The following is a 16914-nucleotide window of genomic DNA, read 5'->3' as shown; positions in this document are numbered from 1 at the left end:
ACCGCGCTCGGCATACCCGTCACTGTGGCCGTAGGATAAGTCCGTCCGGGGAAAGGGGAACCGCGCTCAGCCCCCGATTTGTGCAACAAGGCCGGTCCAAGATCTGTTTGCGAAATTCGGGAGCGAGAGTTGCGATCTCTGAATCAAAGATGTATTCGGCCAGGTCAACCGATTTGAGCTTCAGAAAAAAAATCTCGCACATAGGTTTCGTGCTGAGTTACAGCCTCTCTCGTCAAGGATTGAATATCTTCATAGATTAAGTATCTTTTCTCGAAGAGTGCCAAGTTTTGAGAGTGTTGCATCTGTGCTCGGGAATCCTCCGACGACTTCCGGATCTGTATTCCGATCATCCAGATCGTAAGAACCGCCCCAATGGTCGGCAAGAACACTCCAAGAGTTTCCTTAGCAGCCGAAAGGCTTTCGCCGCGGAAATCCAAGCCCAGAAAAGTTCCGGTCGCGAACCATAGCGCGATCAGAAATACCCGAATTCCCTTGTCCGAATCTGGGGATTTTCGGGCCCTAGACGTCCAGCTCTTCGACGAAGCGCGCGTTCTCCTGGATGTACTGGAAGCGCAGCTCGGGCTTCTTGCCCATCAGCTGCTCCACCAGGATCCCGGTCTCGCCCGGCTCGTCCTCGTCGATCGACACCCGGATCAGCTTGCGCGAGCCCGGATCCATCGTCGTCTCCTTCAGGTCCTTGGCGTCCATCTCGCCGAGACCCTTGAAGCGCGACACGTCGATCTTGCCCTTGCCGCCCAGCCCCTTCGCCATCCACTCGTCGCGCTCCGCCTCGTCGAGGCAGTAGACGCGCTTGGCGCCCTGGGTCAGGCGGAAGAGCGGCGGGCAGGCCAGGTAGAGATGGCCATGGTCGATCAGCGGCCGCATCTGCGAGAAGAAGAAGGTCATCAGCAGCGAGGCGATATGCGCGCCGTCGACATCCGCGTCGGTCATGATGATGACCTTGTCGTAGCGCAGGTCGTCGATGTTGAACCGCGTGCCCATGCTGACGCCGAGCGCCTGGCAGAGATCGGAAATCTCCTGGTTCGCTGACATTTTCGAGCTGGCGGCGCCCAGCACGTTGAGGATCTTGCCCCTCAGCGGCAGCAGCGCCTGGGTCTTGCGGTCGCGGCCCATCTTGGCCGAGCCGCCCGCCGAGTCGCCCTCGACGATGAAGAGCTCCGTGCCGTCGCGCTGGGACTGCGAGCAGTCGACCAGCTTGCCCGGCAGGCGCAGCTTCTTGGTGGCGGACTTGCGCGCGGTCTCCTTCTCCTGGCGGCGGCGCAGCCGCTCCTCGGCGCGCAGGATCAGGAAGTCGAGGATCGCGCCCGCGGATTTCGTGTCCCCGGCCAGCCAGCTGTCGAACCGGTCGCGCACCGCGCCCTCGACCAGCCGCGAGGCCTCGCTCGTGGCCAGCCGGTCCTTGGTCTGGCCGACGAATTCCGGCTCGCGGATGAAGCACGAGACCAGTGCGCAGCCGCCGGTGATCAGGTCCTCGCGGGTGATCGAGGCGGCCTTCTTCTGGCCCGCCAGCTCGCCATAGCTCTTCAGCCCCTTCAGCACGGCCGCCCAGAAGCCGGCCTCGTGCGTGCCGCCCTCGGGGGTCGGCACGGTGTTGCAGTAGGACTGGATGAAGCCGTCGCGCGAGGGCGTCCAGTTGATCGCCCATTCGACCGAGCCCGGCACGCCGAACTTCTCCTGGAACTCCACCTTGCCGGCGAAGGGGCGCTCGGAATAGGTCGAGGCGCTGCCCAGGGTCTCGGCCAGGTAGTCGGCCAGGCCGTTGGGGAAGTGGAACACCGCCTCCTTCGGGGTCTCGCCGTCGTCGATCTCGGTCTTCCAGCGGATCTCGACGCCGGAGAACAGATAGGCCTTGGAGCGGACCATCTTCAGCAGCCGCGCGGGCTTGAACCGCTTGTCGCCGAAGATCTCGGCATCGGCATGGAAGGTGACCGAGGTGCCGCGGCGGTTCGGCGCCTGGCCGACCTTCGCCACCGGCCCCTGCGGGATCCCGCGGGAGAATTCCTGGGCGTAGAGCTCGCGGTTGCGGGCGACCTCGACGCGCATGTGGTCCGACAATGCGTTGACCACCGAGGCGCCGACGCCGTGCAGGCCGCCCGAGGTCTGGTAGGCCTTGCCCGAGAACTTGCCGCCCGCATGCAGCGTGCAGAGGATGACCTCCAGCGCCGACTTGCCGGGGAATTTCGGATGCGGGTCGATCGGGATGCCGCGGCCGTTGTCGCGGATCGTCACCGAGTAGTCCGCCGCCAGCTCGACCTCGATGCGGTTGGCATGGCCCGCCACCGCCTCGTCCATCGAGTTGTCCAGGACCTCGGCGACCAGATGGTGCAGCGCCCGCTCGTCCGTGCCGCCGATATACATCCCGGGGCGCTTGCGGACAGGCTCCAGCCCTTCGAGCACCTCGATCGAGGAGGCGTCATAGGTATCGGTCTGGGTCGTGGAGAGGAGATCGTCGGCCATCTGCGTCCCTAGGTCTTGTGGGTCAAAGGGCAGGATAGGCTAATTGGGGGGGAGGGGAAAGGGGCCGTGATCCGCCGCTGCCGGGAAAGCCCGCAGAATGCAAGTTTTCCGGGCAGCGCGGGGGCAAAGCGCCTCAGTCGGGACGGCTGCGGAAGCGGATCGCCGCGGCGAGGCCGAGCATGCCGCAGAGCGCGCCGGCCACGCCGGTCCAGTGGCCCTGGTCCCAGGCGAGGCCCGCGGTGACGCCCGCGAGGCTGGCGCCGACATAGAAGGCGATCTGGTAGAGCGCCGTGGCCTGGCCGCGCGCCTCGGTCGCCAGCCGTCCGACATCCGAGGCCGCCAGCGAATGCGCGCCGAAGAAGCCCAGCGTGAAGAGGAGGATGCCGAGGAAGAGGAGCGGCAGCCAGGGCGAGAGCGTCAGCAGCACCCCGGCGATCGCGAGTCCGGTCGCGGCCAGCGCCACCCGGCGGCGGCCGAAGCGCTCGGCCGCGCGGGCGCTTTCGACCGCGGCGAAGGTCGAGGGCAGGAAGGCGATCGAGACCAGCCCCACCGCATGCTGCCCCAGCCCGATCCCCGGCGAGAGCAGGTGGAAGCCGATGACGTTGAAGAAGGCGACGAAGCAGGACATCAGAAGGAAACCCTGCAGCACCGCGTCGCGCAGCCCCGGCATCTGCAGGTGCATCCGGTAGGCGGCGATCACCGGCCCGAGCCGCGCCCGGCGGGGCCGGAAGTTGCGCGAGGCCGGCAGCCAGAGCCAGAGCAGCGCCGCCGACAGCAGCGCGATCCCCGCCAGTGCCGCCACCGGCAGGCGCCAGCCCGTCGTGTCGACCATCGTGCCCACCAGCAGCCGCGCCAGCATGCCGCCGATCGAATTGCCCGCCAGCACGTAGCCCACGGCGCGGCCGAGGCTCTCGCGCTCCATCTCCTCGGCCAGGTAGGTCAGGTTGATCGCCGTGATCCCGCCCAGCAGCAGCCCCAGCAGCGTGCGCAGCGCCAGGAACTGCACCCAGCTCGCCGCCGCCGCCATCGCCAGCAGCAGCACCGCCGTGGCCAGGGTCGAGAACAGGATCACCGGCTTGCGCCCGATCGCGTCCGAGACCGGCCCGGTGACCACCAGCCCCAGCGCCAGCGCGAAGGTCGGCAGGCTCAGGCTCATCCCCGCCTGGGTCACGCCGATGCCGAATTCCGCGGCGAAGACCGGCATCAGCGGCTGGACGAAATAGAGCGCCGAGAAGGCGGTGGCGCCGCACATCACCAGCGCGGCGCAGATCCGGACGAAGCCGGGGCGGCGGTGGTCGATGGGCCAGGCAGGGGCGGCGAGGGTGGCGGGCATGGCGGTCTCCGGCAGTTCGGAGCGCTTCTACTGGACGCCGGGTCATAACGAAAATATAATCAAGGCAATCCATCTATGCCGAAATTTTATGGAATGCCCCGCCCATGGATCTCAAGCGGCTCCAGACCTTCCTCGCCGTCGCCGAAGCCGGCTCGCTCAGCGCCGCGGCCGACCGGCTGCGCATCGCCCAGCCGGCATTGTCGCGGCAGATCCGGATCCTCGAAGGCGAGGTCGGCCAGACGCTCTTCGCCCGCTCGCGCGAGGGCATGGCGCTGACCGCGGCGGGCAAGCTCCTGCAGGCGCGGGTCTCGGGGCTTCTGCGCCAGCTCGAGCAGGGGGTCGAGGACGTGCGCAGCATGGAGGAGGCGCCGCAGGGCAAGGTCGCGGTCGGGCTGGTGCCCTCGGCGGCGGCGGTGATCGGCGCGGAGCTGGCGCTGGCGGTCCATGCCGCCCATCCCGGCATCCGGCTGAGCCTGCAGCAGGGCTATACCAGCCATCTGCTGGGCTGGCTCCATCGCGGCGAGATCGACATGGCGCTGGTCTATCGCAGCGGCGGCCAGCTCCCCGCCGAGGACATGGTGCGCGAGGAGCTGCTGCTGGTCGGGCCCGAGGGCCATCCGCTGCTGGAGGCGCCGGCGGAATTCGCCGCGCTCGACGGTCAGCGGATGGTACTGCCGAGCGCCGAGAACGGGCTGCGGCTGATCGTCGACCAGGCGGCAGAGCGCGCAGGCATCCGCTTCGACGTGCTGGCCGAGTCCGCCGCCTTCCAGCTGCTGCTGGAGCTGGTGGCGAAGGGGATGGGGCTGAGCATCCTGCCGCGCAGCGCGGTGGCGGGGATGGCGGCGGCCGGGCGCTTCGGCTGGACCGGCTTCGCGCCGCCCTTGCATCGCGACATCCAGCTCGTCCTGCCGCATGGCGCCCGCCGCAGCCGCGCCGTGGAGGCCGTGCTGCCGATCCTGCGCCGCACCGTTCTGGAACGGCTGGGCTAGGTGTTTGGTCCCGGGGTGTGGTGGGTCGGATCGGCTTTGACGCGATCCGGCTCATTTGTCCATTTTCCGCAGATGAACTCGAACGGTGTTCGGCCCCTCAGCGTCTTCAATTTCAATCTCCGGGCGCAGTTGCAGGCAGCGATGAACGCGGCCAGGTGGCCTTCCAGTTCCGCGTGCGTGTCGCAGTGATACCGTTGGACGGTCGCCTCCTTGATCATGCGGTTCATCCGCTCGACCTGGCCGTTGGTCCAAGGCTGTTTGATCTTCGTCAGCCGGAGCGGGATGGCGTTCTCTTCGCAGACCCTGCCGAAAATGCGGACCGGTGGCGCAGCCATCGGCAAGCCGGTGAGCACGGCATGGATGCGGTAGGGCAGCGCTGCCACGAGGTTTCCGGGGAATTGCACGGCCGCCATCTTCCCGGCCTTCCGGTGCAACTCGACGGAATTCTGTCTGCCAGCGTCATCCCCGGCCGGGCGCGCCCTCCTGCACCAAGCGATGGGACACGATCCTAGAGCCGGGCGGACAGGTCCCCGGATGGCGTGCCGATGTTCCGGACGCCCGATGCCGCAGGGAGGCCTGCGGGCCGCAATCGACGGCGCCCGCCATGCGTGGTTCGGGCCGCGCCGCAAAGGGGCAGCCTCAGGCGCGCAGTCCCGTGTCCGCCTCGCGCGCGAGCGCCCGGCTTTCCGCGCGGTCGAGCCGGGCGAGGATCTCCGCGATGCTTTCGCCGCGGGACGTTGCGCCTGCCCAGATCCGGCGGCAGGAGGCCGGCGACCAGGGCAGGGCCGCCGCCGCCATCCAGCGCCGCAGCTCCGCGGGCAGGGCGTCGTAGTCGCGCATCGGATCGCCCCGCCGCCAGCGCCGCTTGAGCGCGGTCGCGCCGAGATTGCGCGCCGCGGCCATCAATGCAGCTCCCGCCGCTCTGCGGGGTCGAGCACCAGCACCAGCCGCGGCCGGCCGGGCTCGGGCTCGGGCGAGCGGTGCAGGATCGCCGCCAGCTCGTCGCCGGGCCAGAGCGCGCCGCGGAAGAGCCCGACCTCGCCCGGTTCCATCCGCCGGACCTCTTCCGGCGTGCCGCCGGGGCCGACCATGCCCCATTCCGTGCCGGGTCCGCGCAGCGTCGAGACCAGCCGCACGGGCACCGCGTCGACATGCCATTTCGGACAGCTCCGCCGCGCCGCCACCGACAGCCGGACCCGCAGGAGCGGGCAGGCGAAGGCATCGGCGGCCAGTCGTGCCTGCTGGCAGATCTCGTCCGCCAGGAGCGCCGGGCCGGGACCGTCGCCGAGCCCCGCCGCGCGGCAGGCGGCCAGCACCGCCGGGCGCAGATGCAGGGCCGGCAGCACCTGGCGGAAGGAGGGCAGCGCCGGGGCGGGAAGCCGGTCGAGCCAGTCGCGCAGCTCCGGCGCCAGCCGCCGCTGCCAGATCGCCAGGGCGACGCCCTCCCCGGCGATCCGGCGCAGCACGCTGGGGCCGGGGCCGGTCTCCGCCGTGGCGGCCAGGCGGGGCAGGTCGAGGCTCATGCCGCCGCGCCGGCCCGGCGCCAGGCCGGGAAGGGATCGGCCAGCGCGGGCAGCGCGGCAGGGGAGGCGGCCCGGGCCTCGGGCACCAGCGCCGCGTCGAGCCGCGCCTTCAGCGCCGTCCAGTCGATGCCCGCGCCGATGAAGACGATCTCCTGGCGGCGGTCGCCCCAGGGCTCCTGCCAGTGCTCGGCCAGATAGCTGCGGGCGCTGTCATGCTCGGGCCAGCGCTCGCGCGGGACCGCGGCCCACCAGGTGCCGAGCGGCCGCACCGAGCTGAGCGACCCGGCCAGCGAGTACTCCGCCACCCAGTCGGGGCGGGTGGCGATCCAGAAATGCCCCTTGGCGCGGATCACGCCGGGCAGCGGGCCGTTCAGCAAGTCGTGGACCGCCTGCGGATCGAAGGGCCGCCGCGCCCGGTAGACATGGCTGGCGACGCCGTATTCCTCGGTCTCGGGCACATGGTCGGCGAAGCCGTAGAGCTCCTTGGCCCACATCGGATGCTCGTGCGCGCGGTCGAAATCGAAGAGCCCGGTATCGAGGATGTCGCCCGGGGCCACCGCCGCGTGGCTGGTCTCGATGATCTTCGCGTCGGCATTGAGGCTGCGGATGATCTTGCGCGCGGCATCGACCTGGGCGGGGCTGGCATCCGCGACCTTGTTCAGCACCACGACATCGGCGAATTCGATCTGGTCGGTCAAGAGGTCGACAAGCGTGCGCTCGTCCCCGGCGCCTGCGGTCTCGCCGCGATCGGCAAGGAAGTCGTGGCTGGAGAAGTCCCCCAGCAGGTTCACCGCGTCGACCACGGTCACCATCGTGTCGAGCCGGGCGACATCGGCGAGGCTGTCGCCCTGCTCGTCGCGGAACTCGAAGGTGGCGGCGACGGGCAGCGGCTCGGAAATGCCGGTCGACTCGATCAGCAGGTAGTCGAAGCGGCCCTCGGCGGCGAGGCGGCGGACCTCGTTCAGCAGGTCGTCGCGCAGCGTGCAGCAGATGCAGCCGTTCGACATCTCCACCAGGGTTTCCTCGGTGCGGCTCAGCTCGGCATCGGCGCGCACCAGGTCGGCGTCGATATTCACCTCGGACATGTCGTTGACGATGACGGCGACGCGGCGGCCCTCGCGGTTGTTGAGCACGCGGTTGAGCAGCGTCGTCTTGCCGGCGCCGAGGAATCCGGAAAGGACGGTGACGGGGAGCCTGCGCTCTGGGATCATGGCAATATGTCTCCGGGCCCGGCCGGCAGGGCGCCGCCGGGGCTGGGTGTTGCGGGATTCGGGGGACCGCCGGTCGCGCGCCGGCCCGGCCAGAATCGTTACAGTATAACATTACATTCCGCAAGCGCTTCGCGAAGGGGGCGCGGATTGTCGCCTTTGCGACCGGCGCCTGTCGGAGACCCGACATTCCATGCTGCGGCGCGGCAGGCCGGGGCAGGGGGCGGGACATGGCACGCCGCATGCTCTGGTCCGTTATGTAGCCGGACTTCATAACGCCGGCCCCGCCAGGAGGTCCCATGGACGAGACCCAGCTCGCCGACACCCATCTGACCGCCGCGCTCTCGCTCGGCCGCGACGGCGCCTCGCGCATCGGGCGCGACCGGATCCGGCTGCTCGAGGCGGTGGGGCGCAACGGCTCCATCTCGGCGGCGGCGCGCGAGGTCGGGCTCAGCTACAAGGCCGCCTGGGACGCGATCAGCACCCTCAACAACCTCTTCCCCGACCCGCTCGTCACGGCCTCGCCGGGCGGCAGGCGCGGCGGCGGCGCCACCGTGACCCCGGCCGGGCGCGCGCTGATCGCCAGCTTCACCCGCCTGCAGGAGGCGCTCGACCGGGCCGCGGCGCGGCTCGAGCGCGAGCTGGCCGGGCTCGCCTATCCTCCCGCAACCCTGTTCAGGAACATCATGATGCAGACAAGCACGCGCAATGCCTATCGCTGCACGGTCACAAAGGTGACCGAAGGCGCCGTCAATTCCATCGTCGAGATGAAGCTCACCGACGCGCAGGCGCTGACCGCCGTCATCACCGAGAAGAGCGCCTCGGAGATGGGCATTGCCGAGGGCAGCGAGGTCTACGCCCTGGTCAAGGCGCCCTTCATCATCCTCGCCGCGGGCGTGCCCGCCAGCCCGGTCTCGGCGCGCAACGTGCTGACCGGCAGGATCGCCGCGCGCCGCGACGGGGCGGTCAACAGCGAGATCGTGCTCGATATCGGCGGCGGCAAGACGGTGACCTCGATCATCACCATCGAAAGCGCGACGCGGCTGGGCCTCGAGCCCGGCGACACCGCAACGGCCATGTTCAAGGCCGGCCATGTCATCGTCGCGCTGCCCTGACCTGACCTCCTTCCTCCCCAGCCTCCCCGAAAGCCTCCCGAAAGGATCCCTCCCATGACCTTCTCCCGACTGGCCCGCTGCGGCGCCGGAAGCCTTCTTGCGGTCCTCCTCCTCGGCACCGCCGCCTCCGCCGCCGAGACCACCGTCGCCGTGGCGGCCAATTTCACCGCCGCGGCCGAGGAAATCGGCGCCGCCTTCACCGCCGAGACCGGCCATGAGGTGACCTACAGCTTCGGCTCGACCGGCCAGCTCTTCACCCAGATCAGCCAGGGCGCGCCCTTCGACGTCTTCCTGGCCGCCGACCAGGTCCGCCCGGAGAAGGCCGAGGCCGAGGGCTATGCCGCCGCGGGCACGCGCTTCACCTATGCGACCGGCAAGCTGGTGCTCTGGAGCGCCACGCCCGGCCTCGTTGATGGCGGCCCCGACGTGCTGGCCGGGGATGCGGTCGCGCATGTCGCCATCGCCAATCCGCTGACCGCCCCCTATGGCGCCGCCGCCGTCGAGGTGATCGCCGCCGCCGGGCTCGAGGACGCGCTGGCGCCGAAGCTGGTCGAGGGCAAGAGCATCACCCAGACCTACCAGTTCGCGATGACCGGCAATGCCGAGGCGGGCTTCGTCGCGCTGTCGCAGCTCGCCGGGCAGGATGACGGGTCGAGCTGGCTGGTGCCGGACGATCTCTACACCCCGATCCGCCAGGATGCGGTGCTGCTGGCGCAGGGCGCGGGCAACGAGGCGGCCGAGGCCTATCTGGCCTTCCTCAAGGGACCGGCGGCGCAGGCGATCATCGAAGCCTATGGCTACGGCTTCGGCGGCTGATCCGGCCCGGCAGGAAAGGAGCCCAGCCATGTTCGACGAAACCATGATGCAGACGGTCCTGCTGACGCTCCGGCTGGCCGGGGCGACGACGGTGCTGCTCCTGCTGATCGGCACGCCGCTGGCCTGGTGGCTGTCGCAGGGCGGCGGGATCCTGCGCGACGTGGCGGCGACCCTGGTGTCGCTGCCGATCGTGCTGCCGCCCACGGTGCTGGGCTTCTACCTGCTGATCGCGATGGGGCCGCACAGCCCGCTGACCGCGCTGCTCGGCCGTTCGCTGGCCTTCAGCTTCGAGGGGCTGCTGCTCGGCTCGGTCATCTACTCGCTGCCCTTCGTGGTCAATCCGATCCGCAACGCCTTCCAGGCGATGGGGCCGCGGCCGATGGAGGTGGCGGCGACGCTGCGCGCCCATCCGCTCGACGCCTTCGCCACCGTGGCACTGCCTCTGGCGAGCCCCGGGATCCTGACCGGGGCGATCCTGGGCTTCGCCCATACCGTCGGCGAATTCGGCGTGGTGCTGATGATCGGCGGCGCCATCCCCGGCCAGACCAAGGTGATCTCGATCACGATCTTCGACTATGTCGAGACGCTCGACTGGGCCAGGGCGCATCTGCTGGCCGGCGGCATGCTCGCCTTCTCCTTCCTCGTCATCCTCGCCATGACCCTGATCGAGCGCCGCCTCGCCGGAGGCCGCCCATGATCGAGGCCCGCTTCTCCGGCCGGCTCGGCCGCTTCGCCCTCGATGCCGGGTTCCGCGCGCCGGGGCAGGGGGTGACGGCGCTCTTCGGCCCCTCGGGCTGCGGCAAGACGACGATGCTGCGCTGCATTGCGGGGCTGATGCGCCTGCAAGGTGGCGAGCTGCGGGTCAATGGCGAGCTCTGGCAGTCCGGCCGCCGCTTCCGTCCCGTCCACCGCCGCCCGCTGGCCTATGTCTTCCAGGAGGCGAGCCTCTTCCCGCATCTCTCGGTGGCCGGCAATCTCGGCTATGGCCGCCGCCGCAGCCGCGCCCGGGGTCCCGCGATCGCCTTCGACGAGGTGGTGGAGCTTCTCGGCATCGCGCCTCTCTTCGACCGGCCGGTGCCGCAGCTCTCGGGCGGCGAGCGCCAGCGCGTCGCCATCGGCCGGGCGCTGCTGTCGCAGCCCGAGCTCCTCTTGATGGACGAGCCGCTCTCGGCGCTCGACCGCATCTCCAAGGACGAGATCCTGCCCTATCTGGAGCGGCTCCATGCCGGGCTGTCGATCCCGGTCCTCTATGTCAGCCACGACATGGCCGAGGTGGAGCGTCTGGCCGACACGCTGGTGCTGATGGAGGCCGGGCGGGTCCGTGCCGCCGGTCCGCTGGCGGGGATGCTGGCCGATCCCGCGCTGCCGCTCCTGCACCGGCCCGAGCCGGGCGCGGTGCTCGACGGGCGGATCCGCTGCTACGGGCCGCATTACGGGCTGAGCGAGGTCGACGTGCCGGGCGGGCGGATGCTGGTGCCCGGCGCGCTCGGCGAAGCCGGCGGGCGCTGCCGGCTGCGGATCGCGGCGCGCGATGTCAGCCTCGGGCGGCTGCCCCCCGACGACACGAGCATCCTCAATGCGCTGCCCGCGCGCATCCTCGGCGGAGAGCCCGCCGGCGACAACCAGATGACCGTGCGCCTGGCGCTCGGCGCGGCCGGCGAGGGCGCCGTCATCCTCAGCCGCATCTCGCGCCTCTCCTGGGACCGGCTGCAGCTGACCCCGGGCGAGACGATCATCACCCGGATCAAGGCGGTCGCGCTGGTCGATCCGCTGACCCTGCCGCGCTGAGGAGGCTGCGATGTTCCACATTCCCGACGAGACCCTGGCCCGGCTGATCGCCGAGGACCTGCCCTTCGGCGACCTGACCACGCGCAGCCTCGGGCTCGACGGGCCGGCGGTGCTGAGCATGCGCGCGCGCCGGGACATGACGCTCTGCTGCAGCGAGGAGGCGGCGCGGATCTTCGCGCTGCTCGGCGCGGTGGCGCAGCCGCTCCTGCCCAGCGGCGCCCGTGCGGCGGCCGGAACGGAGGTGCTGCACGCCGAGGGCGGCGCGGCGGCGATCCTGGCGGGCTGGAAAGTGGCGCAGGTGCTGGTCGAATGGACCTCGGGCATTGCCACGGCGGCGGCCGGGATCGTCGCCGCGGCGGGCGCGGTCCGGCCCGGCCTGCCGGTGGCCTGCACCCGCAAGCCCGCGCCCCTGACCCGCGCGCTCTCGTTGAAGGCGGTCACGGCGGGCGGCGCGGCGATCCACCGGGCGGGGCTGTCGGACACGGTGCTGCTCTTCCCCGAGCACCGTGCCTTCGGCGGGGAGGACGCGCTTTCGGCGCAGCTCGCGGCGCTGCGCGCGGCCTGTCCCGAGCGGCGGATCGTGGCGGAGGTGGCGGGTCCCGAGGAGGCACTGGCCGCGGCACGGGCCGGGGCGGAGGTGATCCAGCTGGAGAAATTCCCGCCTGCGCTGGTCGCCGAAACCGCCCGCGCGCTGCGGCCGGGCTGGTCCGGCACGCTGGCGGCTGCGGGCGGGATCAATGCCGGGAATGCCGGGGACTATGCCGCCAGCGGCGCGGATCTGCTGGTCACCTCGGCGCCCTACTATGCCAAGCCGGCCGATATCTCGGTCGCCCTCCATCCGGCCTGACGGCGGATGAAAGCCGTCGGAAGGCCCGACCCGGCTGCCGCTGCGCCCTTGACCCGCAGCCAGCCGGATCGGGCCCGCGCGCCTGCCCGGCCGCTGGGCGCGGGTACCGCGGCCGGCCATCCGCAGACCGCCGCCGGATCCTGCAGGCTGGCCCGATCCGGCTGCGGCCGGGACTCTGCGCTGCGGGTAGCCGAGTCGGGCCTTCCTCCCTGTGGTTCCTTGCTCCCTGCCGATTGCCGTTCCGGGACTGCAGAAGAGGTGGCGGTTGGCCCAGCCGTGCCGTGTACTGTCTTTCGGTGGCCCCTCTCTGGCAGCGCAATCGCGGTCCGGTCTCCTCGCTCGGGGAACGCATCCGAAAATCCTGGCTCCTGGCGCCGCCATTGCCGGAGCGGAGGCGCTGCCCGCCGTGGATAGAGGTCCGCCGTCTTCCATCGGCCCATCCCGCCATGACGTTCGGGGCCCCCCGGTCCCGGGATCCTCTGGCGGGATCGGCGACAGCGTCTGCGGCTTGAGCCGCCGGATCGGTGCCAGTTTCCGGCGGAGAGGCCGGGAGCGCCCCCTCTTCCGGATAGCCTGGGAAGAGCCCCGCCTGAGAGCTGCTCCGGTTCGCGGTTCGGCGCTGCTCCGGAGCGATCCGCCTCCATGCCGTTGTCCGGGACCTGCTGGACCTGCGGCACGGGCGCCCGGCACCATGCTGGGGCGGCTACAGCAGCAACGACCAGTCCCCGCGTGCCGGAGATCGGGGCGACCGTGAAACCGGTTTTGGCCGCGAATGCCGCGGGTCCGGGCCCCGGTTTGCGTCAAGGCTGGCCTGAGGCCCGGCTCTAGTCGTCCCCCGCTGCCGGGACAGAGGAAGCGCGGGGCAGCAGGACGGGCGCGGGGGGACTTGGGAACTGCGCCGGGGCCTCTCCCTCGATCAGGTCGAGGAGCGCCTCGGTCGCGATCTCGGAGACCCGGTCCAGATGCAGGTCGACGGCGGTCAGCGGCGGGGTCTCGGTGCGGGCGCGGATGCCGTCATAGCGGGTCGCCACGCGGACGTCCTGCGGCACGCGCCGGCCGGCCGCGCGCAGCCCCTCCATCACGCCGGTGGCCAGCGCGTCCACGGGGACGAGCACGCCGTCGAGCGCCGGACGGGCCGAGAGCTCGGCCAGGATCGCCTCTGCCGCGGCCGCCTGGCCTCCGTCTTCCCCGACCCGTACCACCCGCGGCGCCAGGCCCGCAGCGGCCATCTCCGCCAGGTAGACCCGCTCGAAGGCGGCATGGGACTGCCTGCGGCTCTGGCCCAGCATCAGCGGGAAGGCGCGGGCGCCGGCCTCCAGCATGTGGCGGACGAGAAGGCGCGCGGTCTCCTCGTAATGCAGCTCGACATGCGGCAGCTCCGCGCCCGGCGGGGCGCCGATCACCACGGTCGGGATCGCCCGGGCGGAGAGCAGGCCGAGAAACGGGTCGTCCTCGGCCGGTTCCACCAGCAGCGCGCCGTCGAAGGAGACATTCCGCAGCGCCTCTGCCGGATCGGCGATCGGCGGCACCAGCACCAGCGCCACGTTGCGGTTCAGCGCGGTCAGCGCGGCCGAGGCGGCGATCTCCATCATGAAGCCCAGCTTCGAGGGGCCGGCCGCGACGGCGGTGGGCATCGACGAGAAGAGCGCGATCGTGTTCGCCCGCCCGGTGCGGATGCCGCGCGCCGCGATGTTGGGAATGTAGCCGAGCTCGGCGATGGCGGCCTCGATCCGCGCCCGCTTGGCCTCGTCGACCCGGCGCTTGCCGCTCAGCGCATTCGACACCGTGCCCGGCGAAACCCCGGCGAGTCGCGCGACATCCTTGACCGTGGCGCGGTGCGGGATGCGGATTTCCGGCCCTGTCTTCCCGGTATCGTCCATCTTCTGTCCATTCTGCCCTGCGATGCGCCCAAATTCGCGCCAGTTGGCGAACCCGGACGGCCTGCCTCCAGTAAATCGTTTTAAAGCGCCCTCGGCAAGCGCATACAGTCTTTAAAACGATTTAAAGCCAGCGGCCGCGAGGGCCGGACACCCCGGAAAGGAGACGCCATGACTGCCATGACCCTGACACGACCGACCGCAACCCTGCCGGAGCAGGTGACCCTGCGCCGCCGCCGCCTCGGGCTGACCGCCCATGATCCGGCGCGCTCGGCGGGGGGCTTCACGCTCTATGCCGGGCAATGCGCCGAGGGGCAGGTCGACCTGATCGACATCGAGGGGCGGCTGGCCCATCGCTGGCAGATGCCGGTGCGCGCGGGGCGCGACGCGGTGCTCCTGCCCAATGGCAACCTCGGCTATAACGGCAGCCACGCGACCTCGGCCGCGCTCTATCCCGCCTGGGACCTGTGGCATGGCGGCGATTTCTACGAGGCGACGCCCGCGGGCGAGATCGTCTGGCGCCACGAGGACATCCACCACCACCATGACGCGCAATGGCTGCCGAACGGCAACCTGCTCTATACCGTCGCCGCGCCGCTGCCTGCGGAAAAGGCCGCCCGCGTCACCGGGGGCGATCCGCGCAAGGACGGCGCCGACGGCGTGATCCAGTCCGACATCGTCCGCGAGGTGAACCGCAAGGGCGAGACCGTCTGGGAATGGCGCATCTGGGAGCATCTCGACCCGGCCGACTTCCCGGTCCACGCGATCTTCGACCGCCGCCACTGGCCGATGATCAACGGGCTCAGCGAGACGAAGGACGGGCTGATCCTGATGAGCCTGCGCACCACTTCGGGCGTGATCGCGGTGGAGAAGGCGACAGGCAAGGTCGCCTGGCATGTCGGCCCCGACGTGGTCGCGCAGCAGCACACGCCGGTGGAGATGGAGGACGGGTCGGTCCTGGTCTTCGACAACGGCAACCTGCGCACCGGCTCCACCTCGCCCTTCTCCCGCGCGCTGGAATTCACCCCGGACGGCCGCGTGACCTGGAGCTATGCCGACCCGATGCCGGCCTCGTTCTTCTCGCCCTACATGGGCTCCTGCCAGCGGCTGTGGAACGGCAACACGCTGATCTGCGAAAGCGCCTATGGCCGGCTCTTCGAAGTGACGCGGGCGGGCGAGCTGGTCTGGGAATACGTGATCCCGGATTTCGCCGAATACCCGGCGCCCTTGAACAGCTTCATCATCGGCAGCCACAATTCGTGCTTCCGCGCCCATCGCTACCAGAAGGAGCAGGTGTCGTGGCTGTGACCGATCTCCGTCCTCCCCCCGGCGGGCTGCGCGCCCGCCTTCCGGGTGCCGCCGGCCTGCGGCGCGCCGCCGGACGGGCGCTGCTCGCCGGGCCGGTGATCTCCTTCGCCTTCGTCCTCGGCCTCTGGGCGGCGGTCGGCGCGGCGGGGATCGTCCCCGAGACGATCTTTCCCGCGCCCTGGTCGGTCTGGGCCGCGACCGCCGAGATGTGGTCGATGGGCACGCTGCAGAAGGACCTGTCGGTCTCGCTCAGCCGCGCGGCCGTGGGCTTCGCCATCGGCGCGTCGCTGGGCGTGTCGCTCGGGCTGCTGACCGGGCGCGTGCCGGTGATCCGGATGCTGCTGAACCCGTTCCTGACGGTGCTGCGGCCGATCCCGGCCATCGCGCTGGTCCCCGTGGCCATCGTCTGGTTCGGCATCGGCGAGGGGTCGAAGTACTTCGTGATCTCCTACACCGTCTTCCTGACCGTCTGGTTCAACACCCATCACGGCATGGAATACGTCCCCGAGACCTATCTGCGCGCCTCCCGCTCGCTCGGCGCCTCGAAGCTGCGCGAATTCCTGACCGTGATCGTCCCGGCGGCGGCGCCCTACATCTTCGCCGGGCTCCGCCTGGGCGTGGCGCTGGCCTTCCTCAGCCTTGTCGCGGCAGAGCTCTCGGGGGCCTCCTCGGGGATCGGCTACCGCCTGCAGGAGGCGCGGCAGTACATCCGCACCGACCGGATGTTCTCCCTGCTCATCATCCTCGGCCTGCTCGGCGCCGCCGTCGACCTGGCCGTCCACCGCATCGGCAAGCGCCTCGTCCACTGGGAGCAATCGTGATGACCGACCACGCCCAGGGCCATGTCCGCGTCGAGGATGTCAGCATCCGCTTCGACGGCAAATCCGGCCCCGTGACCGCGCTCGCGCCCACCTCGGTCGAGCTGAAGCCCGGCACCTTCACAGCGCTGATCGGCCCCTCGGGCTGCGGCAAGTCCACCCTGATGAACGCGATCGGCGGCTTCGTGGCGCCCAGCTCGGGCCGGATCACGCTCGACGGCCAGCCGATCGAGGGGCCCTCGGACAAGGTGGGGGTGATCTTCCAGCAATACGGGCTCTTCCCCTGGTTCACCGCGCTCGGCAATGTCCGCTTCGGGCTGAAGCGGCTGGGGCTCTCGCGCCGCGAGGAGATCGAGCGGGCGCGGGAGGCGCTCGACGAGGTCGGGCTCGGCGCCCATGCCGGGAAGTTTCCCCAGCAGCTCTCGGGCGGGATGAAGCAGCGGGTCGCCATCGCGCGCACCTTCGCCTTCGGGCCCAAGGTCCTGTTGATGGACGAGCCCTTCGGCGCGCTCGACGCGCAGACCCGGCTGGTGATGCACGAGCTCCTGCTGAAGGTCTGGCAGAAGCACCGGGCGACCGTGCTCTTCGTGACCCATGACGTCGACGAGGCGCTGCTGCTGGCCGACGACCTGCGGGTGATGAGCCAGGCGCCCGGACGGCTCCTGCGCCACTACCAGCTGGAACAGGCCCGGCCGCGCAGCTTCAGCCGCTCGGGCTCGGACCTCCTCGATATCCGCGACGAGGTGATCGGCCTCCTGCATCCGCGCAGCATGCTGGCCGAACCGGCCTGACACCGACAAGACACGACATTCCG

General features: G+C 70.5%; 15 protein-coding genes and 1 pseudogene. 9 read left to right on the top strand and 7 right to left on the bottom strand.

The window, feature by feature from the left end; all coding sequences use genetic code 11:
* Positions 1–519: 519 nt before the first annotated feature.
* Together parE and FGX59_RS29985 are read right to left on the bottom strand one after the other, a co-directional pair.
* Complete coding sequence (gene parE / locus FGX59_RS29990; RefSeq protein ID WP_138471296.1) at positions 520–2478, bottom strand: DNA topoisomerase IV subunit B; 1959 nt, start codon at positions 2476–2478, stop codon at positions 520–522.
* Positions 2479–2611: 133 nt separating this feature from the next.
* The gene (locus tag FGX59_RS29985; protein ID WP_138471294.1) at positions 2612–3811 is read right to left on the bottom strand and encodes an MFS transporter; all 1200 of its coding nucleotides are present in this window, start codon (positions 3809–3811) and stop codon (positions 2612–2614) included.
* A 104-nt stretch (positions 3812–3915) separates the two neighbouring features.
* On the opposite strand from FGX59_RS29985, the gene FGX59_RS29980 reads away from it, so the two are divergent.
* Complete coding sequence (locus FGX59_RS29980; RefSeq protein WP_138471292.1) at positions 3916–4800, top strand: LysR family transcriptional regulator; 885 nt, start codon at positions 3916–3918, stop codon at positions 4798–4800.
* On the opposite strand, the pseudogene FGX59_RS29975 reads toward FGX59_RS29980, so the two are convergent.
* The 4 genes and pseudogenes from FGX59_RS29975 to FGX59_RS29960 form a co-directional block, all read right to left on the bottom strand.
* Positions 4797–5237, bottom strand: a pseudogene (locus FGX59_RS29975) (IS481 family transposase); the annotation flags it as partial. The gene FGX59_RS29980 and the pseudogene FGX59_RS29975 sit on opposite strands and share 4 nt — an antisense overlap.
* A 202-nt stretch (positions 5238–5439) precedes the next feature.
* Entirely contained in the window at positions 5440–5703 is a 264-nt protein-coding gene (locus FGX59_RS29970) for a DUF6525 family protein (protein WP_138471288.1), read from the bottom strand.
* Complete coding sequence (locus tag FGX59_RS29965) at positions 5703–6323, bottom strand: DUF1826 domain-containing protein (protein ID WP_138471286.1); 621 nt, start codon at positions 6321–6323, stop codon at positions 5703–5705. Before FGX59_RS29965 ends, FGX59_RS29970 begins: the two co-directional genes overlap by 1 nt.
* Complete coding sequence (locus FGX59_RS29960) at positions 6320–7531, bottom strand: GTP-binding protein (protein WP_138471300.1); 1212 nt, start codon at positions 7529–7531, stop codon at positions 6320–6322. The genes FGX59_RS29965 and FGX59_RS29960 overlap by 4 nt, the downstream gene beginning before the upstream one ends.
* Before the next feature lie 299 nt (positions 7532–7830).
* Here FGX59_RS29960 and FGX59_RS29955 point away from each other — a divergent pair, with 299 nt between their 5' ends.
* From FGX59_RS29955 to modD, 5 genes are read left to right on the top strand one after another with little or no spacing between them, the layout of a single operon-like run.
* Positions 7831–8646, top strand: coding sequence for a TOBE domain-containing protein (locus FGX59_RS29955; protein ID WP_138471285.1), 816 nt, complete (start codon positions 7831–7833; stop codon positions 8644–8646).
* Positions 8647–8700: 54 nt separating this feature from the next.
* Entirely contained in the window at positions 8701–9462 is a 762-nt protein-coding gene (gene modA, locus FGX59_RS29950) for a molybdate ABC transporter substrate-binding protein (RefSeq protein ID WP_138471283.1), read from the top strand.
* 28 nt (positions 9463–9490) lie between these two features.
* Positions 9491–10159 carry a molybdate ABC transporter permease subunit gene (gene modB / locus FGX59_RS29945; protein WP_138471281.1) on the top strand — a complete coding sequence of 223 codons (669 nt, stop codon included), beginning with the start codon at positions 9491–9493 and terminating at the stop codon, positions 10157–10159.
* On the top strand, positions 10156–11250 hold the full coding sequence (gene modC / locus FGX59_RS29940; protein ID WP_138471279.1) for a molybdenum ABC transporter ATP-binding protein: 1095 nt from the start codon (positions 10156–10158) through the stop codon (positions 11248–11250). Before modB ends, modC begins: the two co-directional genes overlap by 4 nt.
* Positions 11251–11260: 10 nt before the next feature.
* On the top strand, positions 11261–12097 hold the full coding sequence (gene modD / locus FGX59_RS29935) for a ModD protein (RefSeq protein ID WP_138471277.1): 837 nt from the start codon (positions 11261–11263) through the stop codon (positions 12095–12097).
* A gap of 824 nt (positions 12098–12921) precedes the next feature.
* On the opposite strand, the gene FGX59_RS29930 is transcribed toward modD, so the two are convergent.
* Positions 12922–13977 (bottom strand): LacI family DNA-binding transcriptional regulator, encoded by a 1056-nt coding sequence (locus tag FGX59_RS29930; protein ID WP_138471275.1) that lies wholly within the window; start codon positions 13975–13977, stop codon positions 12922–12924.
* Positions 13978–14154: 177 nt separating this feature from the next.
* Between FGX59_RS29930 and FGX59_RS29925 the strand changes: the two genes are divergently transcribed.
* From FGX59_RS29925 to FGX59_RS29915, 3 genes are read left to right on the top strand one after another with little or no spacing between them, the layout of a single operon-like run.
* Complete coding sequence (locus FGX59_RS29925; RefSeq protein WP_138471273.1) at positions 14155–15282, top strand: aryl-sulfate sulfotransferase; 1128 nt, start codon at positions 14155–14157, stop codon at positions 15280–15282.
* Positions 15273–16103 carry an ABC transporter permease gene (locus FGX59_RS29920; RefSeq protein ID WP_240722798.1) on the top strand — a complete coding sequence of 277 codons (831 nt, stop codon included), beginning with the start codon at positions 15273–15275 and terminating at the stop codon, positions 16101–16103. Before FGX59_RS29925 ends, FGX59_RS29920 begins: the two co-directional genes overlap by 10 nt.
* Positions 16103–16891, top strand: coding sequence for an ABC transporter ATP-binding protein (locus tag FGX59_RS29915; protein ID WP_138471272.1), 789 nt, complete (start codon positions 16103–16105; stop codon positions 16889–16891). Before FGX59_RS29920 ends, FGX59_RS29915 begins: the two co-directional genes overlap by 1 nt.
* Positions 16892–16914: the final 23 nt, after the last annotated feature.

Origin of the sequence: Poseidonocella sp. HB161398 (genome assembly GCF_005870025.1) — a bacterium.
In the GTDB taxonomy this organism is placed as follows: domain Bacteria; phylum Pseudomonadota; class Alphaproteobacteria; order Rhodobacterales; family Rhodobacteraceae; genus Mangrovicoccus.
The sequence above is the reverse complement of the archived record's forward strand: the minus strand, read 5'-3'. Positions and strand labels throughout refer to the sequence as shown.